The following is a 26,448-nucleotide window of genomic DNA, read 5'->3' as shown; positions in this document are numbered from 1 at the left end:
TGCCAGATACGCAGAAGAGTGCTTCAGCATTGATTTTATTGAGCATTCGCAAACGTCCGCACTGCCGGACGCATGGCCAAGTGCGACTCTCCGCATAGGTCGAATTGCGTTTTGTGCGAGTTCATGCACAAATGGGCGATGCTGCAACGCCCCGCCGGTGCCTTGTCTTCGACGCCCGAGCAACTCGCCAGGCGGGCGCGCCGAGCCTGGCTGCTGTTTGCGGCCGTCGCCCTGCTGATCGTCACCGCAGCGCTCTACGGCGCCGGCCTCTACGGCCGCACCGCCGAGGTCGAGACCCTGGCGGCGCAGGGGCGTACCGACGCCAACCTGAAGGTCGCGCTGCTGCGCGCCGTGCTCGAAAGCCCGCGTGCCCTGCCCCTGCTTTTGTCCGCAGACCAGCAAGTGCGTGACGCGCTGACGCAGAAAAATGCCGCGGCAATCGATGTGCTGAACCGCAAGCTCGAGGGGCTGGTCTCCGGCACCAAGGCGTCGGTGCTCTATGTCATCGGCACCGATGGACTGGCGATCGCCTCCAGCAACTGGCGCGAGCCGATCAGCTTCGTCGGCAACGACTACCGTTTCCGCGATTATTTCTCCGGCGCGATGCAGGCCGGAACCGCCGAGTATTTTGCGCTCGGCAATGTCAGCAAGCGTCCCGGCCTCTACATTTCGCGCCGCGTCGGCGACACAGACGCACCGCTCGGCGTCGTCGTCGTCAAGATGGAGTTCGACCAGCTCGAAGCCGACTGGCGCGAGGCGAATCGCCCGGCTTATGTCAGCGACGAGAATGGCGTCGTGCTGATCACCAGCGTGCCGTCCTGGCGTTTCATGACAACCGCACCGCTGGCCGCACCCAAGCAAGCCGCGATCCGCGACAGCCAACAGTTCGGCGACGCGCCGCTTGTGCCGTTGCCGATCATGCACGCGCAGGCGCTCAGCCCGGATGTGTCGATCGTCCACGCAGTAACGCCCGGCGGCAGCGACGCGGAGTATCTCAGCCTTTCAACACCGATCCCTTCGACCCCCTGGCGGCTCGACTATCTGATCCCGGCTGAAGCGCCGATCGCCGCCGCCGTCCGCGAAATGCGGCTTCTTGCGCTCGGCGTCGTCGTCCCGCTGCTCGGCCTTGCCGCGTATCTGTTGTGGCGCCGGCAGTCGGCGCAGATGCGGATTGCCGCCGAACAGGCAGCCCGCACCGAACTCGAACGCCGCGTCGTCGAACGGACCGAGGATTTGAGCCGCGCCCGCGACCGGCTGCAGGCCGAGATAACAGGCCACCGCAGCACGGAAGCCAAGCTCCAAATCGTGCAGCAGGATCTGGTCCAGGCCAACCGCCTCGCCATCCTCGGCCAGGTCGCTGCCGGCGTCGCCCATGAGATCAACCAGCCGGTCGCCACCATCCGCGCCTATGCCGACAATGCCCGCACCTTCCTCGACCGCAAGCAGACCGGGCCGGCCGAGGAAAACCTCGGCGCTATCGCAGCCCTTACCGAACGCATCGGCTCAATCACCGAGGAGTTGAAGGCATTTGCCCGCAAGGGCCGCACCGCCGCCGAGCCTGTCGAATTACGTGGTGTTATCGAAGGCGCCGTCATGCTCTTGAGAAGCCGCTTTGCCGGCCGGCTCGACGCGTTGGTCATCGACCTGCCGCCGCCGAGCCTCAAGGTCATGGGCAATCGGGTGCGGCTCGAACAGGTGCTGATCAACCTCTTCCAGAACGCGCTCGAAGCACTCGACGGCCGCGACGACGCTCATGTGCAGGTGTCGGTCGAGGAGACCGCGGACGGCGTGACGGTCGGCGTGTCCGATAACGGACCGGGCATTCCACCCGCGATCCTCAAATCGCTGTTCACGCCGTTCAACACCTCCAAGGAAAAAGGCCTTGGCCTTGGCCTCGTCATCTCGAAGGACATCGTCGCCGATTATGGCGGCCGCATCGAGGTTTCGAGCGACGACAGCGGCACCCGCTTCACCATTCATCTCCAGACAGCAGCGTAAGCCATCATGACGAACGACAATGCCGCGCCGGTGATCCTGATCGACGACGACCGCGATCTCCTCAAGGCCACCGTGCAGACGCTGGAGCTTGCCGGCTTCTCGGTCTCGGCCTTTGCGGCGGCGGCCGAGGCGCTGGCCGGGCTCGACGCCGGTTTTGCCGGCGTCGTGGTGTCGGATATCCGCATGCCTCAGATCGACGGCTTGCAGCTTTTCAACCGCATCCTGCGGCTGGATACCGACATTCCCGTCATCCTCGTCACCGGACATGGCGACATCGCCATGGCCGTCAAGGCGATCAAGGACGGCGCCTACGACTTCATCACCAAGCCCTTCGCCGCCGACCGGTTGGTACAGAGCGTGCGCCGCGCAGCGGAAAAGCGCCGCCTGGTGATGGAGAACCGGGCCTTGCGCGAGGCGGCCGGAGAGGCGCAGGACGGCCTGCCGCTGATCGGCCAGACGCCGGCGATGGACAGGCTGCGCCGCACACTACGCCAGATCGCCGACACCGACGTCGATGTGCTGGTGACCGGCGAGACCGGCTCCGGCAAGGAGGTGGTGGCAAGCCTTCTGCATCGCTGGAGCCGCCGCGCCAAGGGCAATTTCGTCGCGCTGAATTGCGGCACGCTGCCGGAGACCGTCATCGAAAGCGAATTGTTCGGCCATGAGGCCGGCGCCTTCACCGGCGCGCAGAAGAAACGGATCGGCCGCATCGAGCACGCCAGCGGCGGCACGCTGTTCCTCGACGAGATCGAAAGCATGCCGGTCTCGACACAGGTGCAGATGCTGCGCGTGCTGGAGATGCGCGAGGTCACCCCGCTCGGCACCAACGAGGTGCGGCCGGTCGACCTGCGCGTCGTCGCCGCCGCCAAGGTCGACCTCGGCGATCCGCGCCAGCGCGGCACGTTTCGCGAGGATCTCTATTACCGGCTCAACGTGGTGACGATCTCGATCCCGCCGCTGCGCGAGCGCCGCGACGATGTCGCCCTGCTGTTCTTCTATTTCGCCGAGCGCGCCGCCGCCCGTTTCCACCGCCAGGTGCCGGCAGTGCCGGCTTCGGTGCATCGCCATCTGAGCGACCATGACTGGCCGGGCAATGTGCGCGAACTGGCGCATTTCGCCGAGCGGTTCGTGCTTGGGTTGGAGGAAGGCGCCGAAGCACAACCCCCTGCCCCGACCCAATCGAACACCGCCATGAAGCTGCCGGAGCGGCTGGAGCGCTACGAGGCCGACATCATCCGCGAGACGCTTGGCCGCAACGACGGAGACGTCAGGCGCACGATCGAAGCGCTGGGGATTCCGCGCAAGACCTTCTACGACAAGCTCCAGCGCCACGGCATCGTGCGCAGCGATTTTTCCAGGTAACCGCCGCCGGGCCTCGACCGGGCGGCTCGGTTACTTGGCGTCGTGGAAGATGATACCGACAGTGTGGCGCATGCCGGAGCGAAGCCGGCTGACGCCGTGCCTGAGATTGACGCGGTAATTGCCCTTGCTGCCCTGGACCGGACGATTGTGGACCGCGAAGGCGACTGCATCGCCCTGGCGCAGCGGCACCACCTCGGCGCGGCTTTGCATGCGCGGACGCTGCTCGGTCAGCACGAACTCGCCGCCGGTGAAATCCTTGCCTGGTTCGGACAACAGGATCGCGACCTGCAACGGGAACGCCAGATCGCCGTAGAGATCCTGGTGCAGGCAGTTGAAGTCGCCGTTAACGTATTGCAGCAGGAGCGGCGTCGGCCGCGTCTGGCCCTGCTCGTGGCATTGCCTGAGGAACGCGGCGTGTTCGTCGGGATAGCGCTGCGCGATACCCATGCGCTGGTTCCAGTCGTTGGCGACCGCGGCCAGGCGCGGATAGAGCGCGATGCGCAAGCCGCCGATCAAGTCGGGCAAGGGATAGCGGAAATACCGGTACTCGCCCTTGCCGAAGCCATGCCGCGCCATATGGACATGGCTGCGGAAATGGCTCTCGTCCGAATAAAGTCCGGCAATCTGCCGGCACTCCTGCGGCGTCAGCAGCTTTTCCATCACCGCGCAGCCATAGCCGCTCAGCTCATCGGCCAGCGTCCGCCAATCATATCCGGCAACGCGCACCTCCGCCGATTTCACCGCCGCTTTCGCGCCTATCGAATCGATGGTCATGGCTTCGCCTCCTGTGGCTTCTCTGTCATTGAGATGGGTGAAACGGCGCGCGCGGACCACCCGTTTCTTGCCGGGTGAGCTCGTTAGCGATTGTCTCGGGGATTTCGTTGAATACAATGCAGCTGGGCTTGCCGCGATGGGGGGCGAATTGATCCGACGGGTTCGACAAAGGGACGGGGCAGTCCGGCAATTCCTCGTTTGCCTCGTCGCGATGCTGGTCTCGGCGCTCCCGGCCTTGTCCGCCAGCAGCGACTGCGTCAGCGACGACGAGGTCGAGGCCAGCACGCGGATCGCCGCCTGCACGCGCATGATCGAGGATCCCACGGAGCCTGTGGCCAACCGCGCGACTGCCTACTACAAGCGCGGCGAGGCACGGGCATCACAAGGCGACTACGACCGTGCGATTGCCGATTTGGGCCAGGCGATCGACCTCGATTCGAAATTCGCCGGTGCTTACTATGCCAGAGGCGCCACAATGGTCGAGGAGGGCGAAAATGATCGCGCCATCGCCGATTTTGGCCAGGTGATCAGCCTCGACCCGACAAACCCCGAGGCGTACAACAGCCGAGGTGTCGCCTGGGAGCACAAGGGCGACTACGACCGCGCCATTACAGACTATGGTCAGGCCATCAGCCTCGACCCGAAGCATTCCGATGCCCACAGCAACCGGGGCAACGCCTGGGCAGACAAGGGCGACTACGATCGTGCCATCGCCGACTACGACCAGGCAATCAGCCTCGATCCTAAAAATGCGGGAGCCTACAACAACCGTGGCGTTGCCTGGAAACAGAAGGGCGAATACGACCGAGCCATCGCCGACTACGAACAGGCGATCAGTCTGGATGCGAAAGACGCCAAAGCCTACAGCAATCGTGGTGCTGTCTGGGTACTAAAAGGCGACTATGACCGAGCCATTGCCGACTACGCTAAGGCGATCGGCCTCGATCCTCGCGATGTCGATGCCTATCAAAGTCGAGGCATCGACTGGGCACGCAAGGGCGACTACGACCGCGCCATCGCCGATTACGACCAAGCGATCAGCCTCGACTCGAAAGACGCCAGCACCTACTACAACAGAGGCGTGGCTTGGTCGCACAAGGGCGACTACGACCGCGCCATCGCGGATTATGACCAAGCAATCGGCCTCAATCCTCAGGACGCTAGTGCTTACAACAATCGAGGCGTTGCCTGGAAACACAAGGGCGATTACGACCGCGCTATCGCGGATTATGACCAAGCGATCGGCCTCGATTCCCGGGACGCCACCGCTTACAACAACCGTGGCATTGCCTGGAAGAAGAAGGGTGACGACGACCACGCTATCGCCGACTACACGCAGGCAATCAGCCTCTACCCAAAAAACGTTAATGCCTGGTACAACCGGGGCCTCGTCTGGTCTGACAAGGGCGACTATGATGGCGCCATCGCCGACTTCAGCCAGGCAATCACGCTCGATCCTAAAGACCCAACTGCCTACGACAACAGAGGCAATGCCTGGACACGCAAGGGCGACAATGACCGTGCCATCGCCGACTACGGCCAGGCGATCATGCTCGATCCAGTACATGCCAAAGCCTTCAGGTACCGAGGCCGGATCTGGCAAAAGAAGGGCGAGGACGACCGCGCCATCGCCGACTACGACAAGGCGATCAGCCTCGATCCGAAAGGTGCCCCTGGTTACGACGGCCGCGGCTTCGTCTGGTCGGCAAAGGGCGACTACGCCCGCGCGACCGCCGACTACGATCAGGCAATCAGCCTCGATCCGAAATATGCCTATGCCTATCTTGGCCGCGGCATTCTCTCCTTCTATTCGAGCGCGCTGGCCAAGGCGCAAGCCGATTTCGGACAGGCGGCCACGCTCAAGCCCGACAATGCCTATTTTGCGATCTGGCTGGAGATGACCGAGCGGCGCAGCGGTGCGGTGGGCCACTTGCAGGAAGCGACTGAAAAGCTCGATATGACCAAATGGCCGGCGCCAGCGGTTCGCATGCTGCTTGGAGAACTGACGCCGGCCGAGGTATCGGCGGCAGCCGACGACCCGGACCCGGCCAAGAAACGCGGCAATCTGTGCGAGGCGAACCTGTTCATAGCCGAGTTCGATCGGCTGCAACGACATGACGACGAAGCCTTGCGGCTCTACCGGGTCGCTGCCAGCGATTGCCCCGCGGAATATTACGAATACGTTGCGGCCAAGGCCGCTCTGCACGAGCTGGGCGTGGTTCCGTGAAGATAACTTCCGAGACATTTGATGATGCGAGGAGCGAATTGACCGGACCGGTTCGAGTGTGGCTCAAGCCTTCATGGTGGGCACTGGCCGCTGCAATCGTCCTGACGGTTTCGGCCCTGCCGGCGTTCGCGGCCAGCAGCGACTGCGTCAGCGATGACGAGGTCGAGGCAAGCACGCGGATCGCCGCCTGCACGCGCATGATCGAGGATGCGACAGAGCCCGTCGAAAACCGTGGTATTGCCTATTTCAAGCGCGGCAATACCCTAACGGAACGAGGCGACTATGACCGCGCCATTGCCGACTACAGCGCGTTCATCGGCATCGCCCCGACCGTCGCCAGCGGCTATTATAACCGGGGCATCAGCTGGGTCTTCAAGGGCGACTACGACAAGGGAATCGCCGATCTGGACAAGGCGATCAGCCTGGACCCGAAATATGGCGATGCCTACTACAACCGCGGCGTCGCGTGGACCTTCAAGGGCGAGAACGACCGGGCTTTGGCCGACTATGACAGGGCAATCAGCCTCAATCCGGGAGACGGCAGAAATTACCACAATCGCGGGCTGATCTGGTCACGCAAAGGCGACGACGACCGCGCGATAGCCGACTTCGATCGGGCCATCAGGCTCAACCCGAACGACGCCGGTTCCCTGAACGATCGAGCCGATGCGTTGACCAGCAAGGGCGATGAGGAGCGCGCGCTTGCCGACTATGACAAGGTGATCAGCCTCGATCCGAAAAACGCGCATGCCTACTACCGGCGCGGCAATGCCCGGCTGATGGCCGGCGATTTTGACGGCGCCATCGCCGACTACAGCCAAGTGATCAGCCTCGATCCGAACGATGAGAGCATCTGGTACAACAGAGGGGTGGCCTGGTCAGGCAAGAGCGACAATGACCGCGCCATCGCCGACTACGACAAGGCAATCAGCCTCGATCCGAAAGACCCCAACGCCTACTTCAATCGAGGTATCGCCTGGGCTGGCAAGGGAGACAATGATCGCGCCATCGCCGACTACGACCAGGTGATCAAGCTCGACCCGAAACAAGCCCTCGCATATAATAATCGGGGCTTGGCCTGGGTGGCAAAAGAGAACGATGTTCGCGCCTTCGCGGACTACAGCCACGCAATCGATATCGACCCAACACTTGCCATCGCCTACAGCAACCGAGGCTTTCTCTGGAACAACCGAGGTGAGTACGATCGGGCCATCGCCGAATACGACCGGGCGATTGGTCTCGATCCGAAAAATGCAAGAATTTACCACAACCGTGGCATTGCCTGGATGGGAAAGGCCGGCGATGGTCGCGCCATTGCTGACTTCGATCAGGCGATCCTGCTCGATCCGAATTATCCGTACAGCTACTCAAACAGGGGTGTTCTTTATTTCTATTCCGGCTCGCTGGCCAAGGCGCAGGCTGACTTTGAAAAGGCGGCCGCTCTCGAGCCCGACTACGCCTATTTTGCCATGTGGCTGGATATTGTTGAGCGACGCAACGGCGCGGCGAGCCATTTGCGGGAGGCAGCTTCCAAGCTCGACATGACGAAGTGGCCAGCGCCTGTGGTTCGAATGCTGCTTGGCGAAAAGACGCCCACCGCGACATTGAACGACGCCGATGACCCGGACCCAGCCAAGAAACACGGCAAGTTTTGCGAGATCGGTTTCTACGGCGCGGAACTCAGCCGGCTCAAAGGGCAACGCGATCAGGCCCTATGGCTTTACAGGCATACCATCAGCCATTGTCCAAAGAATTTTATCGAATACCGTGCCGCCAACGCTGCATTACGCGAGTTGGGTTTTTCGCCGTAACTCTGCCCGACGGATGTTCGTTTGCTAAGAAGACTAAGCCGAACAACACGATATAGGTGCATTCTGCCAGACTGATTCAGGCTGTGCCGCGTCCATATGTCAGGAGCCTTCGCCAGCGCGATTCACGCGCGTCGTTCCGTTCTATTGGGTTATGACCTTCCTCATGGTTGCCGCACTTTGGTTGTTTGCCGGTCGTGCAGTATCTCTTGAGCAGATCACCAATAGCCTGCTTTTCATACCCTACCTCGATACGGTCACAGGCTATGTCCAACCAGTGCTTGGCGTGGGTTGGACGCTCAATCTGGAAATCCTGTTTTACATTCTGTTCGCGGCGACTTTGGGTTTTGGCAGGTTGACGCAAATGGCCATGATCGGCGTTGTCTTTGCAATCGCCGTAGCGGCGAGCATCGTCTTCAAACCCGCCGCCGACACTGTGCTGTTTTTCTATACCACGCCAATCCTGTTTGAGTTCCTTGCCGGCATGGCGCTCGGCCACCTGGTCGGCAGACTGGCGCGTTTGCCTACCGTCCTGGGTGTCTCGGCGCTCGTGTTCGCCATCGTGTCCATGCTGGTGATGGTACTTGGCTTCAACTTGCCGCGAACCCTTGCTCAGGGAATCCCGGCCTTGATCCTTGTCGCCGGTTGCATCAGCCTGGAAAGCTACTTCCGGCTTTTTTGCTCCTCGCCTGCTGGCAAGGTTGGGCGATGCCTCCTACTCTCTCTATCTGACGCATCCTATCGTGCTGCTTGCGACCGCTCCTGTCGTTGCAAGCGTCAGCGTATCACCATGGCTTGCTGGCATGGTTATTGTCACCGCCTGCATTGCCGTCTCCCTGGCCAGCTACAGTTTTGTTGAAAAGCCGATTTTGGCCATTTCGCGGATGAGCCTTTCCGCCCGTCACGTGAAGGCATGAGTTGCGGCTGCGCTCCGCGGAACCACGCTGTCCCGCCAATCTTAGACCGGCGGCGCTGAACCTTCAAAAGATCCGGAAACAAAAACCCGCCTCGGGAGGACGGGTCGTTGGAGCCAAATTGGCACCATATCCAAATTAATAGCATAGCTGCCGGCACAAAGCAAGAACAAAATGTGGCGCACTCGACGAAAATTGCCGACAGGCACAGAGCCATGGCGGATGACATGGCTCTTGCCGTTGTTAAAAATCTCTCATAAGGTATTTTCATATCTGAAAGAAAATCCAATCGTTTCTTTCCTTTTATGAAAGCCTGAGCGTTTGCGGGAACATCTCGATCAGACCGACCGGCGACTGGTCAAGCTGCTGTCGCAGGACGCGCAGCTTGGCGTCAACCGCCTCGCCGAGAAGATGGCGATCTCGGTGCCGACGGTGCGCATGCGGCTGCGCAACCTGCTCGACCGCAACCTGCTCAAGATCGTCGGGCTGCTCAACCTGACCGAACGCCCCGAGCTGATCTCGGCCATCGTCGGCATCAATGCGCAGGGACGCGGCCGCGCCCGGGAACTGGCGCAGCGCATCTCCGAACTGCCTTTCGTGAACTCGGCCGCTGTCGTCACCGGGCGCTTCGACATCATCGTCGACGTAACCGTGGCCGGCGATGTTGCCGATCTCTACCGCGTCACCAGCGAGTTGATCCCCGGCGCTGGCGAACCCGGCGAGGTCGTGCGCAGCGAGACCTTCGTCGTCATGGCCTCCTGCAACAAATGGGTCAGCCTGCCGGAAGGCTGCTGGTCGGACGAGACGCGAAAGGAAATGGCATGAAGATCGCGGTTCTCGGCGGGCTCGGCCTGCAAGGCCGGGCGGCGATCGCCGATCTCGTCGCCAGCGTCGGCGTCGAGCAAGTGGTCTGCGTCGATACCGCAACCGACGGCGCTGCGCGGCTTGGCGGCCTGACCGACCTTGCCCGGGTGCGTCTTGTCGTGCCGGAGGGCGCAATCGGCCCGGCATTGGCCGATGTGATGAAGGACGTCGACGCCGTCATCGATCTGTTGCCGCAGCCGTTGATGCGCGAGGCGGTGCAGGCGGCGATCGCGACGCGCACGCCGCTGGTCACCACCAATTACGGCAAGGCCATCGCCGATCTCGCGCCGGAAGCCGAAAAGGCCGGCGTGTCGATCGTGACCGAATGCGGGCTCGACCCCGGCATCGACCTTGTGCTCTACGCACGCGCCGCAAGGCAGTTCGACACTATCACCGCGATCGATTCCTACTGCGGCGGCATCCCCGAGCCGAAGGCGGTGGTCGAGCCGCTGTGCTACAAGGTGAGCTGGAACTTCGACATGGTTCTGATGAGCCAGAACCGCGACAGCGTGCTGGTCGAGGACGGCAAACGGGTCGATGTGCCGGCCGCCCGCCAGCACGACAATCGTTTCATTCACGAGATCGAGGTCGCGGGGCTCGGCGGGCTGGAAGCCTTCCCCAATGGCGACGCACCGCATTATGCCAGCATGCTCGCCGCCACCAAGGGGCTGCAGCGCTCCGGCCGCTATTCGCTGCGCTGGCCGGGGTGGTCGGCATTCTGGGCGCCGCTGAAGCAGCTCGGCTTCCTGTCCGAGGACAAGGTGCCCGGCATCGGTGCCAGCCCACGCGAATTTCTCGGCCGGCTGCTTGGCCCGCAACTGCAATACGGCGCCGACGAGAAGGATCTTTGCGTGATGCGCAATGTCTTTGTCGGCAGCGAAGGCGGCCGACGCAAGACCGTGACCTCGGAACTGGTCATCGAACGCGATCTCGCCACCGGCCTGTTCGGCATGAGCCTCGGCGTCGGCTATCCCGCTAGCATCGTGGCGCAGATGCTGGCGCGGCGCGAGATCGCCACGCCTGGCCTGCTCAACCCGCTGCTGCATGTGCCCGACGGCCGCTTCCTCGACGAACTGGCCAGGCGCGGCATCAAGGTCGCCGAAACGGTGAGCTGGGATTGAAATTTTTCGAACGGTGGTTGCCGCCGGCAACGGCGCTGCCGCTCAAAAAGCACCTCCAACGGGGTGAAACAACAAAGTGGAACGACAAACGACAACAAGGAGGAATGCCCAAATGAAGATTGCCAAGCTTTTCATCGCCGGTCTCGCGCTCGCCGGCCTCACAGCAGCCGCCAGTGCCGGAACGCTCGACGAAATCACCAAGCGCGGCGAGTTGCGCGTTGCCGTGCAGACGCAAGGACCTCCCTTCTCGCTGGTGGGTGCTGCCGGCGAGCGCACCGGCAGTTCGGTCGAACTCGCCGAATTGATGGCCAAGGAAATGGGCGTCAAGATCACCTTCCTCGACTTCGACTGGGACGGCCTGATCCCGGCGCTGCTGTCGGGCAAGGCCGATCTTCTGGTCGCCGACATGACGCCGACATTGGCGCGTGGCATGAAGGTCGCCTTCACCAGGCCTTACATGTACACGGGCAGCACCGTCTTCACCAAGGCTGGTACCGCCTTCAAGTCCACCGAGGACTGCAAGGCCAAGGGCACCAAGATCGCGGTGCTGCTCGGCGCCACCGGCGAGAAGGAAGCCAAGGCCGCCTTCCCCGATGCTGACATCAAGAGCTACAAGGGCGGCGGCCCGCTGCTGCTCGATGCCGTCAACAACGGCCAGGCCGATTGCGGCGTCAACGACGTCTCGGCGGTCAAGGGCCAGTCGACCGCCTACCCGGCCGGCAGCTTCACCATCATGCCGGACATGCTGTCGAAGGAGCCGCTGGCCTTCGCCACGCGCTATGACGAGCAGGACCTGCTGACCTGGATGAACCTGTTCCTCGACCAGGTCAGCCTCGACGGCCGCCTGCAGAAGAACCTGGATTACTGGGTCAATTCCGACGCCTGGAAGAAGGATCACTGAGTAGGGTGAATAGTGAGTAGGGAGTAGTAAAGCGCTACTCGCTACTCGCTACTCGCTACTCGCTACTCGCTACTCGCCATTCACCGCCCCACCATGCTCGAAAACTTCAGCTTCCGCACCATTGTCGAATATCTGCCCCTGTTCGGGCAGGGCCTCGTCACGACCATGTGGCTGTCTGTCCTCTCCTTTGCCGGCGCGCTCGCCGTCGGCATCGTGCTCGCCGCCATGAACCTGCAGCGCGGCCGGCTGTTCCGCGTCCCGGCCAAGGCCTATATCGACGCGGTGCGCGCCACGCCCTTGCTGGCACAGCTCTATTTCCTCTATTTCGGCCTGCCGCGGCTCGGCCTCATCCTGCCCGAGTTCGTCGTCGGCATTTTAGCGCTGTCGCTGAATAGCGGCGCCTATGTCGCCGAGATCATCCGCGCCGGCATCCTGTCGATCCCGCGCGGCCAGGTCGAGGCCGGCGTCGCCTCGGGGATGACCTATGTCCAGCGCATGCGCCTCGTCATCCTGCCGCAGGCGTTCAAAGTGACGATCCCGCCGCTGCTCGGCCAGGCGATCGTGCTGGTCAAGGATTCGGCGCTGCTGTCGCTGATCTCGGTCGCCGAACTGACGCGCGCCGGCCAGCTGCTCGCCTCAGACCGCTTCATGCCAGCGGAAGGTTTCATCACCATCGCCGCCTTCTACCTCCTGCTCTATTACGGGCTGAAGGGTCTGGCGGCACTCTCCGGGTGCTGGCTCGGCCTCGCGGGGGCACGGACATGATCTGGCAGCAGCTGCAAAGCATCGCCGGCAGCTATCCGCTCGCCTTGCGCGGTCTCGGCATGACCGTGGTGCTGTCGTTGATCAGCCTGGTGCTGGGCACCTTGCTCGGCTTCGGCCTCGGCATCCTGCGCACCGGCGGCAACCGGTTGATCAGCGGCGCGATCGGCGCCTGGGTCGACCTGATCCGCGGCACGCCGTTCCTGGTGCAGATCTTCCTGATCTTCTTCATCCTGCCGGAACTCGGCATCGAGCTCGACGCCTTCACCGCCGGCATCATCGCGCTGACCAACCTGGCCGCCTGCTTCATCTGCGAGATCGTCGTCGCCGGCATCCGCTCGGTGCCATCAGGCCAGGTCGAGGCAGCACTTGCGTCCGGCCTGTCGCGCTGGCAGCGCATGCGCCAGGTGGTGCTGCCGCAGGCGATGCGCATCGTGCTGCCGCCGCTGGTCGGGCAATATGTGCTGCTGATCAAGGATTCCTCGGTCGTCTCGGCCATCGGCCTGACCGACCTCACCCGCGTCGGCTGGCTGGTGGTGCAGCGTGTACCCAATGGGCTGCTGGTCTTCTTCCTCGTCGGCCTCGGTTACTTCATCGTCTGCTACCCCCTGATCATGCTGGCCCGCCGGCTGGAGCAACGCATGGGCGCTGCGCATGGCGAGGTGCAACTGTGACGAATCCCAGCAAAAATGGCACTGGCATGATCGAATTTCGCGGCGTCAACAAATGGTTCGGCCAGCTCAACGTGCTCAGGGATATCACGCTGAGCGTCGAGCCGCGCGAAGTGGTCGTCGTCTGCGGCCCGAGCGGCTCGGGCAAGAGCACCCTGATCCGCTGCATCAACGGCCTGGAGACGATCCGCGACGGCGACCTGACGGTCGACGGCCAGCGCCTCGGCGACCCCGCCACCAACATGACGCGGCTGCGCACCGAGATCGGCTTCGTCTTCCAGTCGTTCAACCTCTATCCGCACAAGACGGCGCTCGAGAACGTCACGCTGGCGCCGATCCATGTCCGCAAGATCCCGCGCGCCGAGGCCGAAATGGCCGGGCGCGAATTGCTCGCCAAGGTCGGCCTCGCCGACAAGGTGAACGCCTATCCGGCGCAGCTGTCTGGTGGCCAGCAGCAGCGCGTGGCGATCGCCCGCTGCCTCGGCATGCGCCCCAAGATCATGCTGTTCGACGAGCCGACCTCGGCGCTCGACCCCGAGATGATCTCGGAAGTGCTCGACGTCATGGTCGCGGTGGCGGAGGAAGGCATGACCATGATGGTGGTGACGCACGAAATGGGCTTTGCCCGCAAGGTCGCCCAGCGCGTGGTGTTCATGGACGCCGGCGCCATCGTCGAGAGCGGCACGCCCGAGGAGTTCTTCTCCAACCCGAAGACCGACCGCAGCCGCGCCTTCCTCAGCAAGATCCTGCGGCATTGACAGCAGCGACAATACGCACCGAACCTGCCGTCGCCTTTGCGCCGAGGTTGCGCTCGAGCCTACAATGAATCATCCGCAGCGGCGCACTATGGCGACACACCGAGCGCGCGCAGTGCCTTGCCTGCCGCGACATATTCGATGAAGTCGTGGGGGCAGTCGCGTACCGCAAGCCGGTACCGCCGCAAGGCTTCATCGTCACGGCCGTCGAGCCGGTAAAACTCCGCGACATAGAGATTGGCCTCGCATAGATTTCCGCGTTTCTTGGCCGGGACGGGATCGTCGGCTGCGGCCAACGCTGCTTCGGGCGTCTGTTCGCCAAGAAACATGCGAACCAGCGGCGCCGGCCATCTGGCCATGTCGAGCCTGCTGGCTGCCTGCCGCAAATGGCTCGCGCCACCACTGCGCCGCTCAGCCAGATCCACCCAGATCGCAAAATAGGCATTGTCGGGCGCAAGTTCCGCCGCCGCGGCAAGGTCGGCTTGCGCCTTGGCCGGTTCGCGATCGTAGAAGTAGTAGATTCCCCTGCTTCCATAAGGGTTGACATAGGTCGGATCGAGCGTGATCGCCTGGCTGTAGTCGGCGACGGCGCGCTCTGCATCACCCTTTGCGCCCCAGGAAATGCCCCGGTTGTTGTAAGCGTAGGGGTGTTGGGGATCGAGGCTGATCGTCTCGTCGAAATCGGCGATGGCGCGGTCGAACTCGCCCATCCTGTTGAAGACGAAGCCGCGGTTGTTGTAGGCTTGGAAATATGCCGGATCGAACTCGATGGCGTGGCTGTAGTCGGCGATGGCGCGACTGTCGTCGCCCTTATGAGCCCAGGCGCGGCCTCTGTTGTAGTAGGTCTCAGCTTTTCCTGGATCGAGCTCGATCGCCCGATCGAAGTCACTGATGGCGCTGTCGTTCTCGCCCTTGTCGAGCCATATCTGTCCGCGCTCGTTGTAGGCATCGATGTCGTCCGGATCGAGAGCGATGGCGTTGTCATAGTCTGCAATAGCCCGGTCATCGTCACCGCTGTCAGTCCAGGCGATTGCCCGGCCGTGGTAAGCGATGGCGCGACTGCCCGGGCTTCGCGTCCTGTCCTCGATGATCCGCGTGCAGGCGGCGATCCGCTGTAAGCCTGCAGCAGCGCCACCGCAATCGTCGCTATCCTCGGTCAGTGCGGGAGCACAAAGCGCAAGCAGCACGATGAGACCGGCCAGCACCCGCCGCCCTCCTTGATTCAACCGTTCGATTAGCCGCCCACCAAACATCAGCAGGATTTGATCACAATTACAGGTTGTTGGCCTTGTGCCAACTTGATCAAACAAATCTTTGTTCTTCGCAAGTCATCCCCGCAAAGAAATGGTCAAGTCGAGCCCGTCACGCAGCTGAGGCGCCTGTACTCTGGATTAGTCCGTAGATGCGCTTTCCGGTGGATCTGGCCGGGTCGGGAGGCTGACGGAGCGTGGCGCCGAAGCCTCAGCTGCGCCCCTGTTCCATTTCGATTGAATCGAAATGGGGCTCTATCTTGCTGTTTGACCACGATCTTATCCGCAAACCGGTTTCCACTTTTCGGGATCATGGTTCCAGAGCGGCCGCGGCCGGCGTCGTCAGCCGAACGTCGCCAGAGGCTCGGCGCTGATCTCGACCCACATCGGTGTCGATCCGGTAATGGACGGTGGTGCCGCAATCCGGGCAGAAGCTGTAGATGACGCGGCCGCCCTCGTCGCCAAATCTTGCGCCGGGTTAACGTCCGCTCTGGGCCTAAGATCTGCCGAAGCGTTCAGCCGACCAAGCGGCAGCAATGGGTGGCGAGCCGACGCTCCACGCGAACGCATGGAATGGCCGGATTGCTGGGCTAGCCGGACGTTGAATGTGGATCAATTCGGGCTGAAAAGAAGCACAGTTCTGGCTCCATGACGCCGGCAGAGCCGATGGTCCCGCCAGCGCAAATCCTTTCTCTGCCCGTTTCGGACCGACGCTTCTCAGAACGCGAAATCCGCGTACTGAACGACGTCGGCTGGGAGCCAGGTTTCATGAACTTGCAATATCTCGGGCCCCCGGCTGTAGCCGCGATCGCGGACCACCATCGTCGTGACCCGGCCATTGTTCGGTTGATCGGAGTCCTTCGCGTCGCGTTGCCATTCGTGATAGTTCACGACCGCCAGGTCGGCGCTTTGATGGCTGATCCGGATGTCGCGTATCTTGATACGGAAGGCCGGATTCGATCCGTAGATGCTCTTCATGTAACCTGCGAAGTCTTTTTTCCCGAACGCCCTGCCGCCTGGCATGATGGCGACCAGATCATCGCTGATCCGGTCGAGCGCGTTCTTCTTGAACGTCGCATCGTCGCCACGGCATCGGCCCGTCACCCAGTCGGTGAAGAATTCGTGGACGTCGTGGATCGTCGCTTCGATTTCCTTCGTTTGAAGGGACATGTTTTCCTCCTGTCTTAAGATGATGCTGGATCAGGCGCTTTGCGCTGTGGCTTGCCCGACCGGAGGCTCCTTGAGGACAGCCCGTACCACGCGAGCCACAGGCACATGAGAAGCGAGGAAATCAGCCAGATCGGACCTCCGATGCCGATCCCGAGCTGCTCACCGAGTGTCCACCCGGTTGCCGAAAGGATACCGAACGCCGAGCCGACGATCGCGGCCCATCGGGGCAGTATCCCGACGTCATCGCGGGCGTCGTGATACGCGACAAGCGCTGTCGCCAGGGCGAGCGCCCAGAATCCGTTACCCATGCCGCCGGAAAACGCCCACCAGGTCATGAAGGCGTTGGTGTCACCCCGGTCGGCCGCGACCGCGACCACCGATGCCTCGGCGACTGCGGTGGAGAACGTGGTCAGGGCGCCGAGAGCCATCACTATCCAGGCAGAACTCAGCATCGGCGAACGCCGGACCCGGGGGTTGAGTGCCAGGTTCAGGAACGAAGCGCCGGCGATCAGGAACAGCGCCGCTGCCGCCGTCCAATGGACCGTAGCCCATCGCCCATGGCCCTCGGCGATATTCTGCATCTGAACAGACAAATCCGCGTCCGGTGGCCCGTGAAAGACGAGCGCAGCCGCCAGCAGCAGCGTTCCGGTGGCGAGCCAGACACCGCCCGGCCCGCTCATGCTGTTATTATTCGTTTGCATCGGGAAAACCTCCTGTGGCCTTTACCACGCCATGAGGTTTAGACCCGCGCCACGGTTGCCCGCTTCGGCGTAAGTACCCACGCAGCGAGAAATTTTGGCTTGGGTAGGATTACCCAGATACGACCATGCCGATCAGGCCGTGCTCGACCGCATAGGCCGTGGCTGCCGCGCGCGTGCGCACGTTCAGCCGCGTCAGGATATCGCTAACGTGATGGTCTACCGTCCGCTGGCTCAGACCGAGCTCGCCGGCAATTTCCGGGTTGGTCAGGCCTGACGCGATCAGGCGCAGAACCTGCGTCTGTCTGGGGGTGAGAACTTCGCCGCCTGTCGCCGTCATGGTGACCCGCAGCTTGCCGGCAACGGCTTCGTCGGGGCGCGCGCCGAGCTCGCGGAAAAGTCTTATCGCTTCGTCCAGTTCGGTCTGCGCCGCTTCAGTATCGCCGGTTGCGAGACAGGCCCGCGCTGTCAGCACCCGCATCCGGGCAAGATGATAGGGCGCCCGAAGGTCCCAGAGGATCGCTACCGCGCGCCGGATATGGGCCAATGCCTCCGCGGCTCGACCAGCATGGATCAGCACCCGCGCGTTAGCCTCGGCGGCTGCGGCGCGGACTGCATCCGCGGAATATTGGCGCGCGCAGTCGTGCAGTGTTTCGCACAGCTCCCAAGCGTCATCGGCCGAACCGACAGCGAGAGTGATTTCCACCGCAGCCGGCAAGAGGCGGAGTTTGCCCGGCATGTCGTCGACGGACTGCAGTGCGCGGCGGATCGCCGAAAGGGCCGGCTGCTCGTGCCCCTGCTGCAATCGCATAAGCGCCAGCCCCGGCTGCGGATCGAACCCGAGCCTGCTCGCTGCGCGATAGGCGGCATCGGCCTCGTCCCATTGGCCGCGGAGGCGAAATACCTCGCCCTTCTGGTAGAATGCCGGACCGGCGTGGTGCTTCGAGGGCCCCTGCTGAAGGCGGATGCTGGCGACACCGGCCTCGCGGCCGGCCTCGTCCCAGTGGCCGTCGAGGATCAGGATTTCGGCCCGGTGGATCAGGCATCTGCCGGTGAAGGCAACGATGTCGGGCTGTCCCGCGCACCACCCGACCAGCGCCGATGTCCATTCCCTCGCCCGGCCCGTGGCATGAAATTTCTGACAGATCTCGATCACGCTGCAGTAGACCAGCCCGGTAACGATCGGTGCGAGCCGGCCCGAGGTGACCGAAACCATCGCCTCGTCCAGCAGTTCGAAGCCGCGCACATAGTCGCCGCGCAGGATCAATATCCGGCCCTGAAGGTGGCGCGCGATAGCCAAGAGGTCCGGATCTTCGCAGCGCTGTCCGATCTCCGCGGCACGTGTTGCGTGCGCGAATGCTTCGTCCGGCCTGTCGGCGGCGAGACGTTGTTCGACCATTGGGAGCTGAAGGTAACCCTGTTCTGCACATTCCTGCGTATGATCCTCGACCAGCCGGTTGGCGCGGGTCAGCCATCCGCTGCCTTGGGCGAATTCTCCGCGAAACATCAGGGTGAGCCCGATCCAGAAGCCGCAACGCGCCGCGGATCGTTCGCGTCCGTTCCGGAGATGCTCTTCGAAGGCCCTCTCGTAGTCCCGAACGAATTCCTCCTCGCGCCCAAGCATGTAGGCGGCTTCCCCGAGGCGCTGGAGCTCGGCGCCGCCAAGTTCACTGCAGCGGTCTCTGTCTGACAGTTCGCGGTGAAGCCTAGACCAATCGCCGCGATTGGCTAGCTCCGCATACGGATCCGATGCAACTGCACCGTCTTCCGGCGACTTGTCGCGTGATCGGTCGGAGGGCGCGGGCATAGCCTCAGAATAGCACATATCTTGCTGAGGAGGTGGCGGCAGGTTACTGATGTGACAGAAGTTCGTTTCGGGCTCAATCGAGCCGTTCATCGCGTCCGCCGCCGAGGACCGGGGGAAGGGTGGATGCTGCCATTCGTCTCGTCGATGGGAACGAGTAGGTAGCGCCAATATCGCGACATTCATGGCGCTTCTCAAAAGCGGCCCTTCGCGCAACGGCTCGAATCGACCCATTTCTGCCGTTCGGATATCGGCCTCATCATCTCCAAGGCGGACATTCACCCATTATTCGACGAAAAATCTCGTTCCGATCAAAGCCGCCCTACTTCGTTGCACCGGCTCGCCCGGACAAGTGGCCGATACCTGACCGCAGGAACATTCGGCGCGCCGCGTGACCATGGCTGGCTCCTATCAAGATTCCCTGAACGATATCACTGCGTATCGGTGCTCAATTCGGCCCGCTTCTCATCCGACACGACTGCGAGGTCGAGCACCTTCTGCAATTCGGCCGCATGGCGAAACGACGGTTCGGGCTGGACACCGCTGCGCACCGCATCGACGAAGCGCCGGTAGTTGGTCGGTACCGTTCCGGCATTCAGAACCTGCCATTTGGCGTTCTCGACGTCTTGGCCGACGCAGGCTTTCAGCTCCGAGCCGGTCAGATTGTGCACGACTTCGATGCCGCCCTTGTCGCCGTAGATGCGCAGTCGGAGTTCGTTCAAATGGCCGGTTGCCCAGCGGCTGGCATGGACGACGCCGAAGGCGCCATTGCGGAAATCAAGCGCCATGGTGAAACTGTCATTGGCGTCGAGCTCGTATTCGCCGATGCGGTTTTCGGGCGCCTTGTCGAAGGATCTCAGGCGGCAGAACACATGGTCGATGTCGAGCGCCGCGCCATAGCTGGCGAAATCGAGGATGTGGATACCGACGTCGCCCAGCACGCCGTTGGAGCCATGGCCGCGCGACAGCCGCCACAGCCATTTCGAATCGGTGCGCCAGTCGCCCCAGAATTTGGACACCAGCCAGCTCTGCAGATAGGACGCCTCGACATGCCTGACGGTGCCGATCTCGCCGGCCAGCACCATGGCGCGCGCCCTCTGCAGCGGCGCGACGTTGCGATAGGTCAGGTTGACCATGTTGATGATGCCGGCCCGCTCGGCCGCATCGGCCATCTCACTGGCTTTCTGGTAATTTTCGGCCAGCGGTTTCTCGCACAGCACCGGCTTGCCCGCCGCGATCAGCATCATGGTGGTCGGATGGTGGATGCGATCGGGCGTCACGTTCGCGACCGCGTCGAACTTGCCCCATGCCAGCGCCTCGTCCAGCGACGCGAACCGGTTGGGGATACCGTAGATGTCCGAAAACTTGTCGACACGCATACGGTCGAGATCGACGGCACCGATCAGTTCGACGCCCTCGATCTTGCCGAACTGCCTGGCGTGCTCCTCCGCCATCCAGCCGGTTCCGAGTATCAACAGACGCATGATTCTTATCCTTAGGACAGGGCTTTATCTTCTTGTTCGATCATGGATTTGTCGTCTAGCGGAAGCCGGTTTCGCCGGCGGAATGAAGCTTTCCGCCGCGCTCGACGATCGGCTCGAGCGCCTTTTCCACCGGCACGTTCGGCGCATCGAGGATGGCTGGATTGGAGCCTTGCGGGTTGTGCGCCCATCTCACCGCATTGCGCAGCACCTTATGGACGTTGGCGTCGTGATAGGTCGGATAGGTCTCGTGGCCGGGCCTGAAATAGAAGATGTTACCGGCGCCGCGGCGATAGGTCAGCCCTGACCGGAACACTTCGCCGCCCTGGAACCAGGAGATGAAGACGGTCTCGAGCGGCTCCGGCACGGCGAACTGCTCGCCATACATCTCCTCGTTCTCGAGCTCGAAATACTCGCCGATCCCGGCAGCGATCGGGTGGTTGGGGCTGGTCACCCAGAGCCGTTCGCGCTCGCCCGCCTCGCGCCATTTCAGCGTGCAGGGCGTGCCCATCAGCCTCTTGAAGATTTTCGAGAAATGGCCGGAATGGAGAACGATCAGCCCCATGCCTTCCCAGACGCGGCGCGCCACGCGCTCGACCACTTCGTCGGCGACGGCGCCATGGTCTTTGTGCCCCCACCACAGCAAGACATCGGTCTTGGCCAGACGGTCGGCCGGCAGCCCATGCTCCGGCTGCTCCAGCGTTGCCCAGGACACTGATATCTCCGGGTCGAGCTTCAGTGCATTGGCGATCGTCGCATGCATGCCCTCGGGATAGATGCCCGCGACCACCTCGTTGGTCCGCTCATGAATATTCTCGCCCCAGACGACAGCGCGTATTGTCATGATGTCCTCGTGATTGTTTGAAGCCGGAGCCGCCCCACCGGCCACTCATACTGTCCCTGGACGGGATTGAAAACCTTCGAGATTGGCCAAACCTCCCCAGCTTCGTCATCCCAGGGCGGAGCAGGCGCGAAGCGACGTCGCGAAGACCCTGGGATCCATGCCGTGACCTCTCCGCGCTGCAACGGCCGGGACTTTTTGATGCGGGAAGGACAGGAGGTGAAAGGGATCGCTACAGAACGGCTTTCAATCTGCGTCGTTGCATTCTTCGGCTGACGTAACGGCATGGATCCCAGGGTCTGCGCTCCGCTTCGCGTTCGCTCCGCCCTGGGATGACGAAGCCATGAAGGACTGCCGCGAACGACCTAAGCCCCTCGCCCCTCTTGGGCGACGCGTGTCAGCGGCTTCGACAGGCGCGGCACCACCACGAGGCGCTTGATCTTGCCTTTCTTGTAGGCGGCGAGGAAGCGGGCATAGTCCTTGAAAACGAGGCAACCATTGGACTCGGCACGCCCGCCGCGCAGCATGTAGGTGTGCGCAAGCAGGCCGTCGCGGCCAAACTTGTTCTTGCCGTCGACAGGGGTGAGCCGAATCGCCTCGACGCCGTGAAAACGCGATTCGCGCAGCCTCAGATCGTAAGTGTTTGGCGGCGTCGGGCCCACATTCTTGCGGTTGACGTAGCGCGGCTGGTCGACCATCGAACCGTATCCCGAATGTGCCTCCAGCCGCGAGCCGTCGGGCATATAGACGGTCTTGGCCGAGATGTCGTAGACGGCGACGCCGCTGCCCAGGTTAGGCGTGGTGAACAGGTTCCTGAAGGCTCCGCCGAGACCGCCGGAAGACATGTCGGGCTTGGCATAGGCCAGCATATCGCCGCCCTGCGTCTTCGACCGTTTGCCCGGCTTGCCCGACACGGCCGGCACTGCCGCTTGTGACGAATTGCGAGGCGACAGGCTGCCGGGCGTCTCGACCGGCGGGGCGTCGGCCGTCTGCACCTTGCTCGCCTTGGCGGTCCTGGAGGCCTGCGCCTTGGGCGGCTCCGTTTTCGATGGCTGATCCTTTGGCGCCCGGTCTTTCGGCGCCCGGTCCTTCGAGGCTTGAGCCTGAGGTGCCGGTTTATCGATGTCCGCCCGCGGACGCAGCGTCGGCAGCGGAACGCTGTCGGGCATGTCGTCTTGCGGCGGCAGCGAGGCCAGTTGGACCTCAGGTTCTTGCGGCTCTTGCGAAGCCGCGGGCTCGCTTGCCGCGACGGCTGCCGGGAGCACGTCGATCATCTGCTCCGGTAATGTATTGGCCAGCGCCAGCGCAAGGCGCGACGAGCGTTCGATCTCCGCCACCGCCGGCCCGAAGCGCACCGACGCCGGGCCGTTCGGGTCGGGTATGCGTACCGGCTCGGCGAACCGGGCGTCGGCCGGCAGGCTTGCGAGCATGACGGGTGAGCCGGCACGGGCAAAGGCGGCGGCAAGCTTTTGCGGCGACAGCGCGGCTTTGGCGACCACGTCGTCGAAGCTCGATTGCCGCGACGCATCAGCGACAATCGGCACGGTATTGCGCTTGAGACGCGCCGATTTTCCCTGGTGGACGAAGTTCGACGCCGACCGCAGGCAGTTGGCATCGCACCCGTGCTGCAGCAGCTTGGCCGACAGCGCCGCGTTTGCTGCGGCCCACGTCGGGGCGCGCGCCTTTGCAAGGCTGCGGCGAGGATCGGCAAGCGCGATGGTGCGCGGCGCGAGCAGGCTTTGCGGGAGACCGTTGGAAGCGGCGCTGAGCGAGGTTCCCACTGAATAAAGGCCGGCCAAAGTCGCCACCGACCATAAAGCAATGGCTGCGCCGACGGCCGGAACCGCGACCCAGCGCAGGCCGGGCCTCATCGAAGTCAATCCAGTTGCAGGACTGTCACCCCGGGTTTTCGCACTTACAAACGCCATTCAACCACTCTCAATCGGCCGATGCCGGCTAGCGGATTTCGCAGCCGTGACATTCACAGTTCGCCTGGTGCCCCCAGCACGCTTTGCGTCTGTTGCCGATTGATTCAAAAGATGGACAAAGTTGGTTAACCAATCCCTCTACCGACCGCCGATTTGGCGACGGTCACACCGAAAAACGCCCTCCAAAACCTACATAGTTGGCAAAACTGCCCTCCAATGATGACTTTGCTGCCCGTTTTTGTCGGCCGAGTCAAGAAAGCGAAATGACTAGACCTTGCTGGGCGGAGTCGGCCATGGCTGCCAAAGTGAAGCCGGGCCGACCAGAATCTTGCGGCCGGTAGCCGCCGCCATCAAGCCCCGGCGATCGATCAGACCGAGCGGGCACTTGTCAACCTGCCACTTGGGCGAATGAACGGTCATCGTCTGGGAATTCGGAATAGCGGCAAGACGTGTGCTGCACGGCAGCTGAATGTCGCAAGTGCCGGAGCGGGATATCCAACACCTAGGCCACAGCCACCACTATGTGAGCCTGGATTTTGGCAGCAACCTCGCCGCTGCCATGCCTGTCTGCAATCGCGGCTGCGGCGTAGTCGGTTGCAGCGTCCAGTTTTCCCGCCTCTCTGGCCTCGATTTCATTGCGAAGGAGAGTGCCCTGGCAATAAGCAACGGCCGGAACGCGGGGCGAGGAGGCACGGCTTTGTTCGGCTCTCGTCTCGATCACCACACCGGAAAAACCTGCGTCCTCCAGCTCGCTACGGATCAGTGCCGTATCGTGGTAGCCATGCGGCGTGCGTGCCAGAAAGCGCGGCGGATCGTTCGGAAAAATCCTCGCCAGGGCATTCGTCACATCGTCCGCAAATACATTCTCTTCGATGCGATCCCATACGCTGAATAGAAAATGTCCTCCGGGCTTCAGGACTCGCCGGGCTTCGCGATAGGCAGATGAGCGGTTGGGAAAGAACATCGCGCCGAACTGACAACAAACGAGATCGAATGCCGCATTTTCGAACGGTAGCGCCAGAGCATCAGCCTGACGCCATTTGATGCGATCGTCGGGAGCTTGCCGCGAAGCGGCGTAGTCGAGCATCGGCTGGTTGAGGTCGGTTACGACATAGCTTGCACCGGGCGACAGTTTTGGCGCCAATGCGCGGGTGACAACCCCGGTGCCCGCGGCGGTTTCCAGAACGGCGCTTGGCGACAAGGACGCTGCCCGTCGTGCAAGATCTGCGGCGAACGGCTCGAAAATCAACGGCACCATATAGCGGTCGTAGTTTTCCGGAATTGAGCCGGCGAATACCTTGTCCGTTTCCAACATTGCTATCCCCGCCGTCCGTTTGATGGCTCGCCAGCATAGCATGGAATTGTTTGCTGTTCGGTCGCATTCGACCAGGAGGCGGTTTCGCTTCCGTAAGCTCCGAAACGCCGTGCTGCAATTATCTGCATGTGTGCTAATGTATTGTGGTCATGCGCATTGGTGCGTGGCCAAACATTAAATGGGAGGACGCGATGAAAACCATGAATCGCAGGTCCGCGATTGCTCTCGGCGTGACGGCGGCAGCGGTAACGCCTTTGTTCACGCTGGCGGCGGCGGCAAAGGTGAAGAAATACGGCCCGAAGGAAGGCAAGGAGATTGCACCCGGCGTCAGATTGGTCGAGGTCGGCACCGGCAATTCCGATATCCCCGCCTACAAGAGCATCTCAATTGTCGATATAGTCTTTCAGCCCGGAGCAGCCGCCCCTCAAATGGTGATGGACAACGACATGGTCTGCACCATTGCTGCCGGTGAATTCACGATCAAGAAGGCGGACAAGGAATTCAAGCTCAAGGAAGGTGACGTGTACACCTGCTCCAAGGGCAAGACCGACGAGGCAGCCAACACCAACAAGGTGGTCGGCATCCACCGCATCGCTGTCTTGATACCTGCCTAGCGTATACCGACGAAATCGGCCCGCGTCCTCTTCGGAGGCGCGGGCCTTTTGATGACGTGCGTGGCCTTGAGCGGTTCATCGTTTCACCGCTTCGACCCGGTCGACTTCGTCCAAGTGTGGTGAGACTCACGCTGTTCATGGTTTTTCCTCCCGATTTTTACTTATGAGCGGTTCTCCCTCCGACCGCTTTGAAAGGGTGCGATTATATTAGAGATCGCGCAAGTTTCTGGCTGACTGCTGCATTGGCGGATTGGCAATCCGGCAGCGCACTGAGCGTTTTGGAGTTCACGAAACGGCCCGGTGCTCTTCCCGAGCTGCCTCCCAGACCTCGCGCGCCGCATCTGCATTCAGTGCCGCGATTCCCAGGCCGACGATCAGATCCGGCCACGCCGAGCGCCACAGGAAAGCCGTCACCAATCCGGCCAGTATGATCGCAATATTGGCGACCGCATCGTTGCGGGCCGAGAGGAATGCCGCCCTGGTAAGACTGCCGCTGTGATGGCGGTAGCGCGCCAGTATGTAGGCGCATGACAGATTGACCGCCAGAGCGCCCAATCCCGCCAGCGTCAGCGCCGTTGGCTGCGGCGGCACCGGCATGTTGAACTTTTCCCACGCGGTCCACAGCGTCGCCAGGCCCGGCACCAGCAGGATAAGCGCCAGCGCCATGCCGACCCGCGAGCGGGCACGCAGCGACCATCCCATGGCGAGCAGTATGAGGAGATTGACCGAGGCATCTTCCAGAAAATCGACGCTGTCGGCGAACAGCGACACCGAGCCGATCGCCAGCGCGACGGCGAATTCAATGCCGAAATAACCCAGGTTCAGCACTGCGACGACAAGCACCACCCGGCGAAGGCCGTCCGACGCAATGGCTTGCTGCATGGTCTGCCCTAACACGATGCCGTTGTCGCTCTTACCAGCTGCTCTTCCAACGCAACAGCCGCATGGCATTGGCCGTCACCAGCACCGTCGCCCCGGTGTCCGCGAGAATGGCGGGCCAGAGGCCGGTGATGCCGGCGATCGTCGTCACCAGGAACACTGCCTTCAGGCCCAACGCAATGGTGACGTTCTGCTTGATGTTGGCTATGGTTGCTTGGGACAGCCTGATCATGGCCGCAACGTCGCCGACGCGTCCATGCAGCACCGCTGCGTCAGCCGTTTCAAGAGCCACATCGGTGCCGCCGCCCATG

Annotated in this window: 24 protein-coding genes; 13 read left to right on the top strand and 11 right to left on the bottom strand. The window is 62.5% G+C overall.

Annotation, left to right across the window (positions count from 1 at the left end):
- Positions 1–123 precede the first annotated feature (123 nt).
- Both NKI24_RS04735 and NKI24_RS04730 read left to right on the top strand, forming a co-directional pair.
- Positions 124–1,998 (top strand): sensor histidine kinase, encoded by a 1,875-nt coding sequence (locus NKI24_RS04735; RefSeq protein ID WP_352743672.1) that lies wholly within the window; start codon positions 124–126, stop codon positions 1,996–1,998.
- 6 nt (positions 1,999–2,004) lie between these two features.
- Complete coding sequence (locus NKI24_RS04730) at positions 2,005–3,360, top strand: sigma-54-dependent transcriptional regulator (protein WP_352451485.1); 1,356 nt, start codon at positions 2,005–2,007, stop codon at positions 3,358–3,360.
- A 30-nt stretch (positions 3,361–3,390) separates the two neighbouring features.
- Here NKI24_RS04730 and NKI24_RS04725 read toward each other — a convergent pair whose 3' ends face one another.
- The gene (locus tag NKI24_RS04725; RefSeq protein ID WP_352743670.1) at positions 3,391–4,134 is read right to left on the bottom strand and encodes a 2OG-Fe(II) oxygenase; all 744 of its coding nucleotides are present in this window, start codon (positions 4,132–4,134) and stop codon (positions 3,391–3,393) included.
- Between the two features lie 235 nt (positions 4,135–4,369).
- Here NKI24_RS04725 and NKI24_RS04720 point away from each other — a divergent pair, with 235 nt between their 5' ends.
- The 9 genes from NKI24_RS04720 (at position 4,370) to NKI24_RS04680 (ending at position 14,160) form a co-directional block, all read left to right on the top strand.
- Positions 4,370–6,361: a tetratricopeptide repeat protein gene (locus NKI24_RS04720; RefSeq protein ID WP_352743668.1), complete on the top strand. Its 1,992-nt coding sequence runs from the start codon at positions 4,370–4,372 to the stop codon at positions 6,359–6,361.
- A 197-nt stretch (positions 6,362–6,558) separates the two neighbouring features.
- On the top strand, positions 6,559–8,172 hold the full coding sequence (locus tag NKI24_RS04715) for a tetratricopeptide repeat protein (RefSeq protein WP_352743665.1): 1,614 nt from the start codon (positions 6,559–6,561) through the stop codon (positions 8,170–8,172).
- A gap of 163 nt (positions 8,173–8,335) precedes the next feature.
- Positions 8,336–9,028: an acyltransferase family protein gene (locus NKI24_RS04710; RefSeq protein WP_352743663.1), complete on the top strand. Its 693-nt coding sequence runs from the start codon at positions 8,336–8,338 to the stop codon at positions 9,026–9,028.
- A 376-nt stretch (positions 9,029–9,404) separates the two neighbouring features.
- Positions 9,405–9,908 carry an Lrp/AsnC family transcriptional regulator gene (locus NKI24_RS04705; RefSeq protein WP_023677254.1) on the top strand — a complete coding sequence of 168 codons (504 nt, stop codon included), beginning with the start codon at positions 9,405–9,407 and terminating at the stop codon, positions 9,906–9,908.
- Positions 9,905–11,068, top strand: coding sequence for a saccharopine dehydrogenase family protein (locus NKI24_RS04700; RefSeq protein WP_352743661.1), 1,164 nt, complete (start codon positions 9,905–9,907; stop codon positions 11,066–11,068). The genes NKI24_RS04705 and NKI24_RS04700 overlap by 4 nt, the downstream gene beginning before the upstream one ends.
- Before the next feature lie 112 nt (positions 11,069–11,180).
- Entirely contained in the window at positions 11,181–11,969 is a 789-nt protein-coding gene (locus NKI24_RS04695; protein WP_352743659.1) for an ABC transporter substrate-binding protein, read from the top strand.
- A 93-nt stretch (positions 11,970–12,062) separates the two neighbouring features.
- Positions 12,063–12,734 (top strand): amino acid ABC transporter permease, encoded by a 672-nt coding sequence (locus NKI24_RS04690; RefSeq protein ID WP_352743657.1) that lies wholly within the window; start codon positions 12,063–12,065, stop codon positions 12,732–12,734.
- Positions 12,731–13,405 (top strand): amino acid ABC transporter permease, encoded by a 675-nt coding sequence (locus NKI24_RS04685; protein WP_352743655.1) that lies wholly within the window; start codon positions 12,731–12,733, stop codon positions 13,403–13,405. The genes NKI24_RS04690 and NKI24_RS04685 overlap by 4 nt, the downstream gene beginning before the upstream one ends.
- Before the next feature lie 26 nt (positions 13,406–13,431).
- Complete coding sequence (locus NKI24_RS04680) at positions 13,432–14,160, top strand: amino acid ABC transporter ATP-binding protein (protein WP_352743653.1); 729 nt, start codon at positions 13,432–13,434, stop codon at positions 14,158–14,160.
- An 86-nt stretch (positions 14,161–14,246) separates the two neighbouring features.
- Here NKI24_RS04680 and NKI24_RS04675 read toward each other — a convergent pair whose 3' ends face one another.
- From NKI24_RS04675 to NKI24_RS04660, 4 genes are all read right to left on the bottom strand, one after another.
- Positions 14,247–15,362 (bottom strand): tetratricopeptide repeat protein, encoded by a 1,116-nt coding sequence (locus tag NKI24_RS04675; RefSeq protein WP_352743651.1) that lies wholly within the window; start codon positions 15,360–15,362, stop codon positions 14,247–14,249.
- A 762-nt stretch (positions 15,363–16,124) separates the two neighbouring features.
- Positions 16,125–16,577, bottom strand: coding sequence for a nuclear transport factor 2 family protein (locus NKI24_RS04670; protein ID WP_352743649.1), 453 nt, complete (start codon positions 16,575–16,577; stop codon positions 16,125–16,127).
- Positions 16,578–16,591: 14 nt separating this feature from the next.
- On the bottom strand, positions 16,592–17,257 hold the full coding sequence (locus NKI24_RS04665) for a hypothetical protein (RefSeq protein ID WP_352743647.1): 666 nt from the start codon (positions 17,255–17,257) through the stop codon (positions 16,592–16,594).
- 130 nt (positions 17,258–17,387) lie between these two features.
- The gene (locus NKI24_RS04660) at positions 17,388–18,674 is read right to left on the bottom strand and encodes a LuxR C-terminal-related transcriptional regulator (RefSeq protein WP_352743645.1); all 1,287 of its coding nucleotides are present in this window, start codon (positions 18,672–18,674) and stop codon (positions 17,388–17,390) included.
- On the opposite strand from NKI24_RS04660, the gene NKI24_RS04655 reads away from it, so the two are divergent.
- Complete coding sequence (locus tag NKI24_RS04655; RefSeq protein ID WP_352706253.1) at positions 18,663–18,965, top strand: hypothetical protein; 303 nt, start codon at positions 18,663–18,665, stop codon at positions 18,963–18,965. The two genes, NKI24_RS04660 and NKI24_RS04655, sit on opposite strands and share 12 nt — an antisense overlap.
- Positions 18,966–19,510: 545 nt before the next feature.
- Here NKI24_RS04655 and NKI24_RS04650 read toward each other — a convergent pair.
- The 4 genes from NKI24_RS04650 to NKI24_RS04635 all read right to left on the bottom strand — a co-directional run bounded on the left by NKI24_RS04650 (position 19,511) and on the right by NKI24_RS04635 (position 24,644).
- Complete coding sequence (locus tag NKI24_RS04650; protein ID WP_352743643.1) at positions 19,511–20,563, bottom strand: Gfo/Idh/MocA family protein; 1,053 nt, start codon at positions 20,561–20,563, stop codon at positions 19,511–19,513.
- Positions 20,564–20,618: 55 nt separating this feature from the next.
- On the bottom strand, positions 20,619–21,404 hold the full coding sequence (locus NKI24_RS04645; RefSeq protein WP_352743640.1) for a ThuA domain-containing protein: 786 nt from the start codon (positions 21,402–21,404) through the stop codon (positions 20,619–20,621).
- Positions 21,405–21,766: 362 nt separating this feature from the next.
- A complete protein-coding gene (locus NKI24_RS04640) occupies positions 21,767–23,272 on the bottom strand; it encodes a tlde1 domain-containing protein (RefSeq protein ID WP_352743637.1) in 1,506 nt (501 codons plus the stop codon).
- Positions 23,273–23,831: 559 nt separating this feature from the next.
- Positions 23,832–24,644 (bottom strand): class I SAM-dependent methyltransferase, encoded by an 813-nt coding sequence (locus NKI24_RS04635; RefSeq protein WP_352743635.1) that lies wholly within the window; start codon positions 24,642–24,644, stop codon positions 23,832–23,834.
- A 191-nt stretch (positions 24,645–24,835) separates the two neighbouring features.
- Here NKI24_RS04635 and NKI24_RS04630 point away from each other — a divergent pair, with 191 nt between their 5' ends.
- Positions 24,836–25,258 (top strand): hypothetical protein, encoded by a 423-nt coding sequence (locus tag NKI24_RS04630; protein ID WP_352743633.1) that lies wholly within the window; start codon positions 24,836–24,838, stop codon positions 25,256–25,258.
- Between the two features lie 285 nt (positions 25,259–25,543).
- Here the strand turns inward: NKI24_RS04630 and NKI24_RS04625 are convergent, their stop codons facing one another.
- Both NKI24_RS04625 and NKI24_RS35930 read right to left on the bottom strand, forming a co-directional pair.
- A complete protein-coding gene (locus NKI24_RS04625) occupies positions 25,544–26,140 on the bottom strand; it encodes a cation efflux transmembrane domain-containing protein (RefSeq protein WP_352743631.1) in 597 nt (198 codons plus the stop codon).
- Positions 26,141–26,171: 31 nt separating this feature from the next.
- Positions 26,172–26,447 carry a hypothetical protein gene (locus NKI24_RS35930; RefSeq protein WP_502901432.1) on the bottom strand — a complete coding sequence of 92 codons (276 nt, stop codon included), beginning with the start codon at positions 26,445–26,447 and terminating at the stop codon, positions 26,172–26,174.
- Position 26,448: the final 1 nt, after the last annotated feature.

Source organism: Mesorhizobium sp. M0701 (genome assembly GCF_040320365.1).
GTDB lineage: Bacteria > Pseudomonadota > Alphaproteobacteria > Rhizobiales > Rhizobiaceae > Mesorhizobium.
This window is presented reverse-complemented; position numbering and strand designations above follow the sequence as displayed.

Coding starts and splice junctions, on each gene's coding strand:
- NKI24_RS04680 (WP_352743653.1), top strand. CDS start 13,432: ATGATCGAATTTCGCGGCGTCAACAAATGGTTCGGCCAGCTCAACGTG.
- NKI24_RS04730 (WP_352451485.1), top strand. CDS start 2,005: ATGACGAACGACAATGCCGCGCCGGTGATCCTGATCGACGACGACCGC.
- NKI24_RS04630 (WP_352743633.1), top strand. CDS start 24,836: ATGAAAACCATGAATCGCAGGTCCGCGATTGCTCTCGGCGTGACGGCG.
- NKI24_RS04725 (WP_352743670.1), bottom strand. CDS start 4,134: ATGACCATCGATTCGATAGGCGCGAAAGCGGCGGTGAAATCGGCGGAG.
- NKI24_RS04690 (WP_352743657.1), top strand. CDS start 12,063: ATGCTCGAAAACTTCAGCTTCCGCACCATTGTCGAATATCTGCCCCTG.
- NKI24_RS04735 (WP_352743672.1), top strand. CDS start 124: ATGCACAAATGGGCGATGCTGCAACGCCCCGCCGGTGCCTTGTCTTCG.
- NKI24_RS04700 (WP_352743661.1), top strand. CDS start 9,905: ATGAAGATCGCGGTTCTCGGCGGGCTCGGCCTGCAAGGCCGGGCGGCG.
- NKI24_RS04640 (WP_352743637.1), bottom strand. CDS start 23,272: ATGAGGCCCGGCCTGCGCTGGGTCGCGGTTCCGGCCGTCGGCGCAGCC.
- NKI24_RS04695 (WP_352743659.1), top strand. CDS start 11,181: ATGAAGATTGCCAAGCTTTTCATCGCCGGTCTCGCGCTCGCCGGCCTC.
- NKI24_RS35930 (WP_502901432.1), bottom strand. CDS start 26,447: ATGGGCGGCGGCACCGATGTGGCTCTTGAAACGGCTGACGCAGCGGTG.
- NKI24_RS04645 (WP_352743640.1), bottom strand. CDS start 21,404: ATGACAATACGCGCTGTCGTCTGGGGCGAGAATATTCATGAGCGGACC.
- NKI24_RS04625 (WP_352743631.1), bottom strand. CDS start 26,140: ATGCAGCAAGCCATTGCGTCGGACGGCCTTCGCCGGGTGGTGCTTGTC.
- NKI24_RS04660 (WP_352743645.1), bottom strand. CDS start 18,674: ATGGTCGAACAACGTCTCGCCGCCGACAGGCCGGACGAAGCATTCGCG.
- NKI24_RS04710 (WP_352743663.1), top strand. CDS start 8,336: ATGGTTGCCGCACTTTGGTTGTTTGCCGGTCGTGCAGTATCTCTTGAG.
- NKI24_RS04715 (WP_352743665.1), top strand. CDS start 6,559: ATGATCGAGGATGCGACAGAGCCCGTCGAAAACCGTGGTATTGCCTAT.
- NKI24_RS04635 (WP_352743635.1), bottom strand. CDS start 24,644: ATGTTGGAAACGGACAAGGTATTCGCCGGCTCAATTCCGGAAAACTAC.
- NKI24_RS04670 (WP_352743649.1), bottom strand. CDS start 16,577: ATGTCCCTTCAAACGAAGGAAATCGAAGCGACGATCCACGACGTCCAC.
- NKI24_RS04650 (WP_352743643.1), bottom strand. CDS start 20,563: ATGCGTCTGTTGATACTCGGAACCGGCTGGATGGCGGAGGAGCACGCC.
- NKI24_RS04665 (WP_352743647.1), bottom strand. CDS start 17,257: ATGAGCGGGCCGGGCGGTGTCTGGCTCGCCACCGGAACGCTGCTGCTG.
- NKI24_RS04685 (WP_352743655.1), top strand. CDS start 12,731: ATGATCTGGCAGCAGCTGCAAAGCATCGCCGGCAGCTATCCGCTCGCC.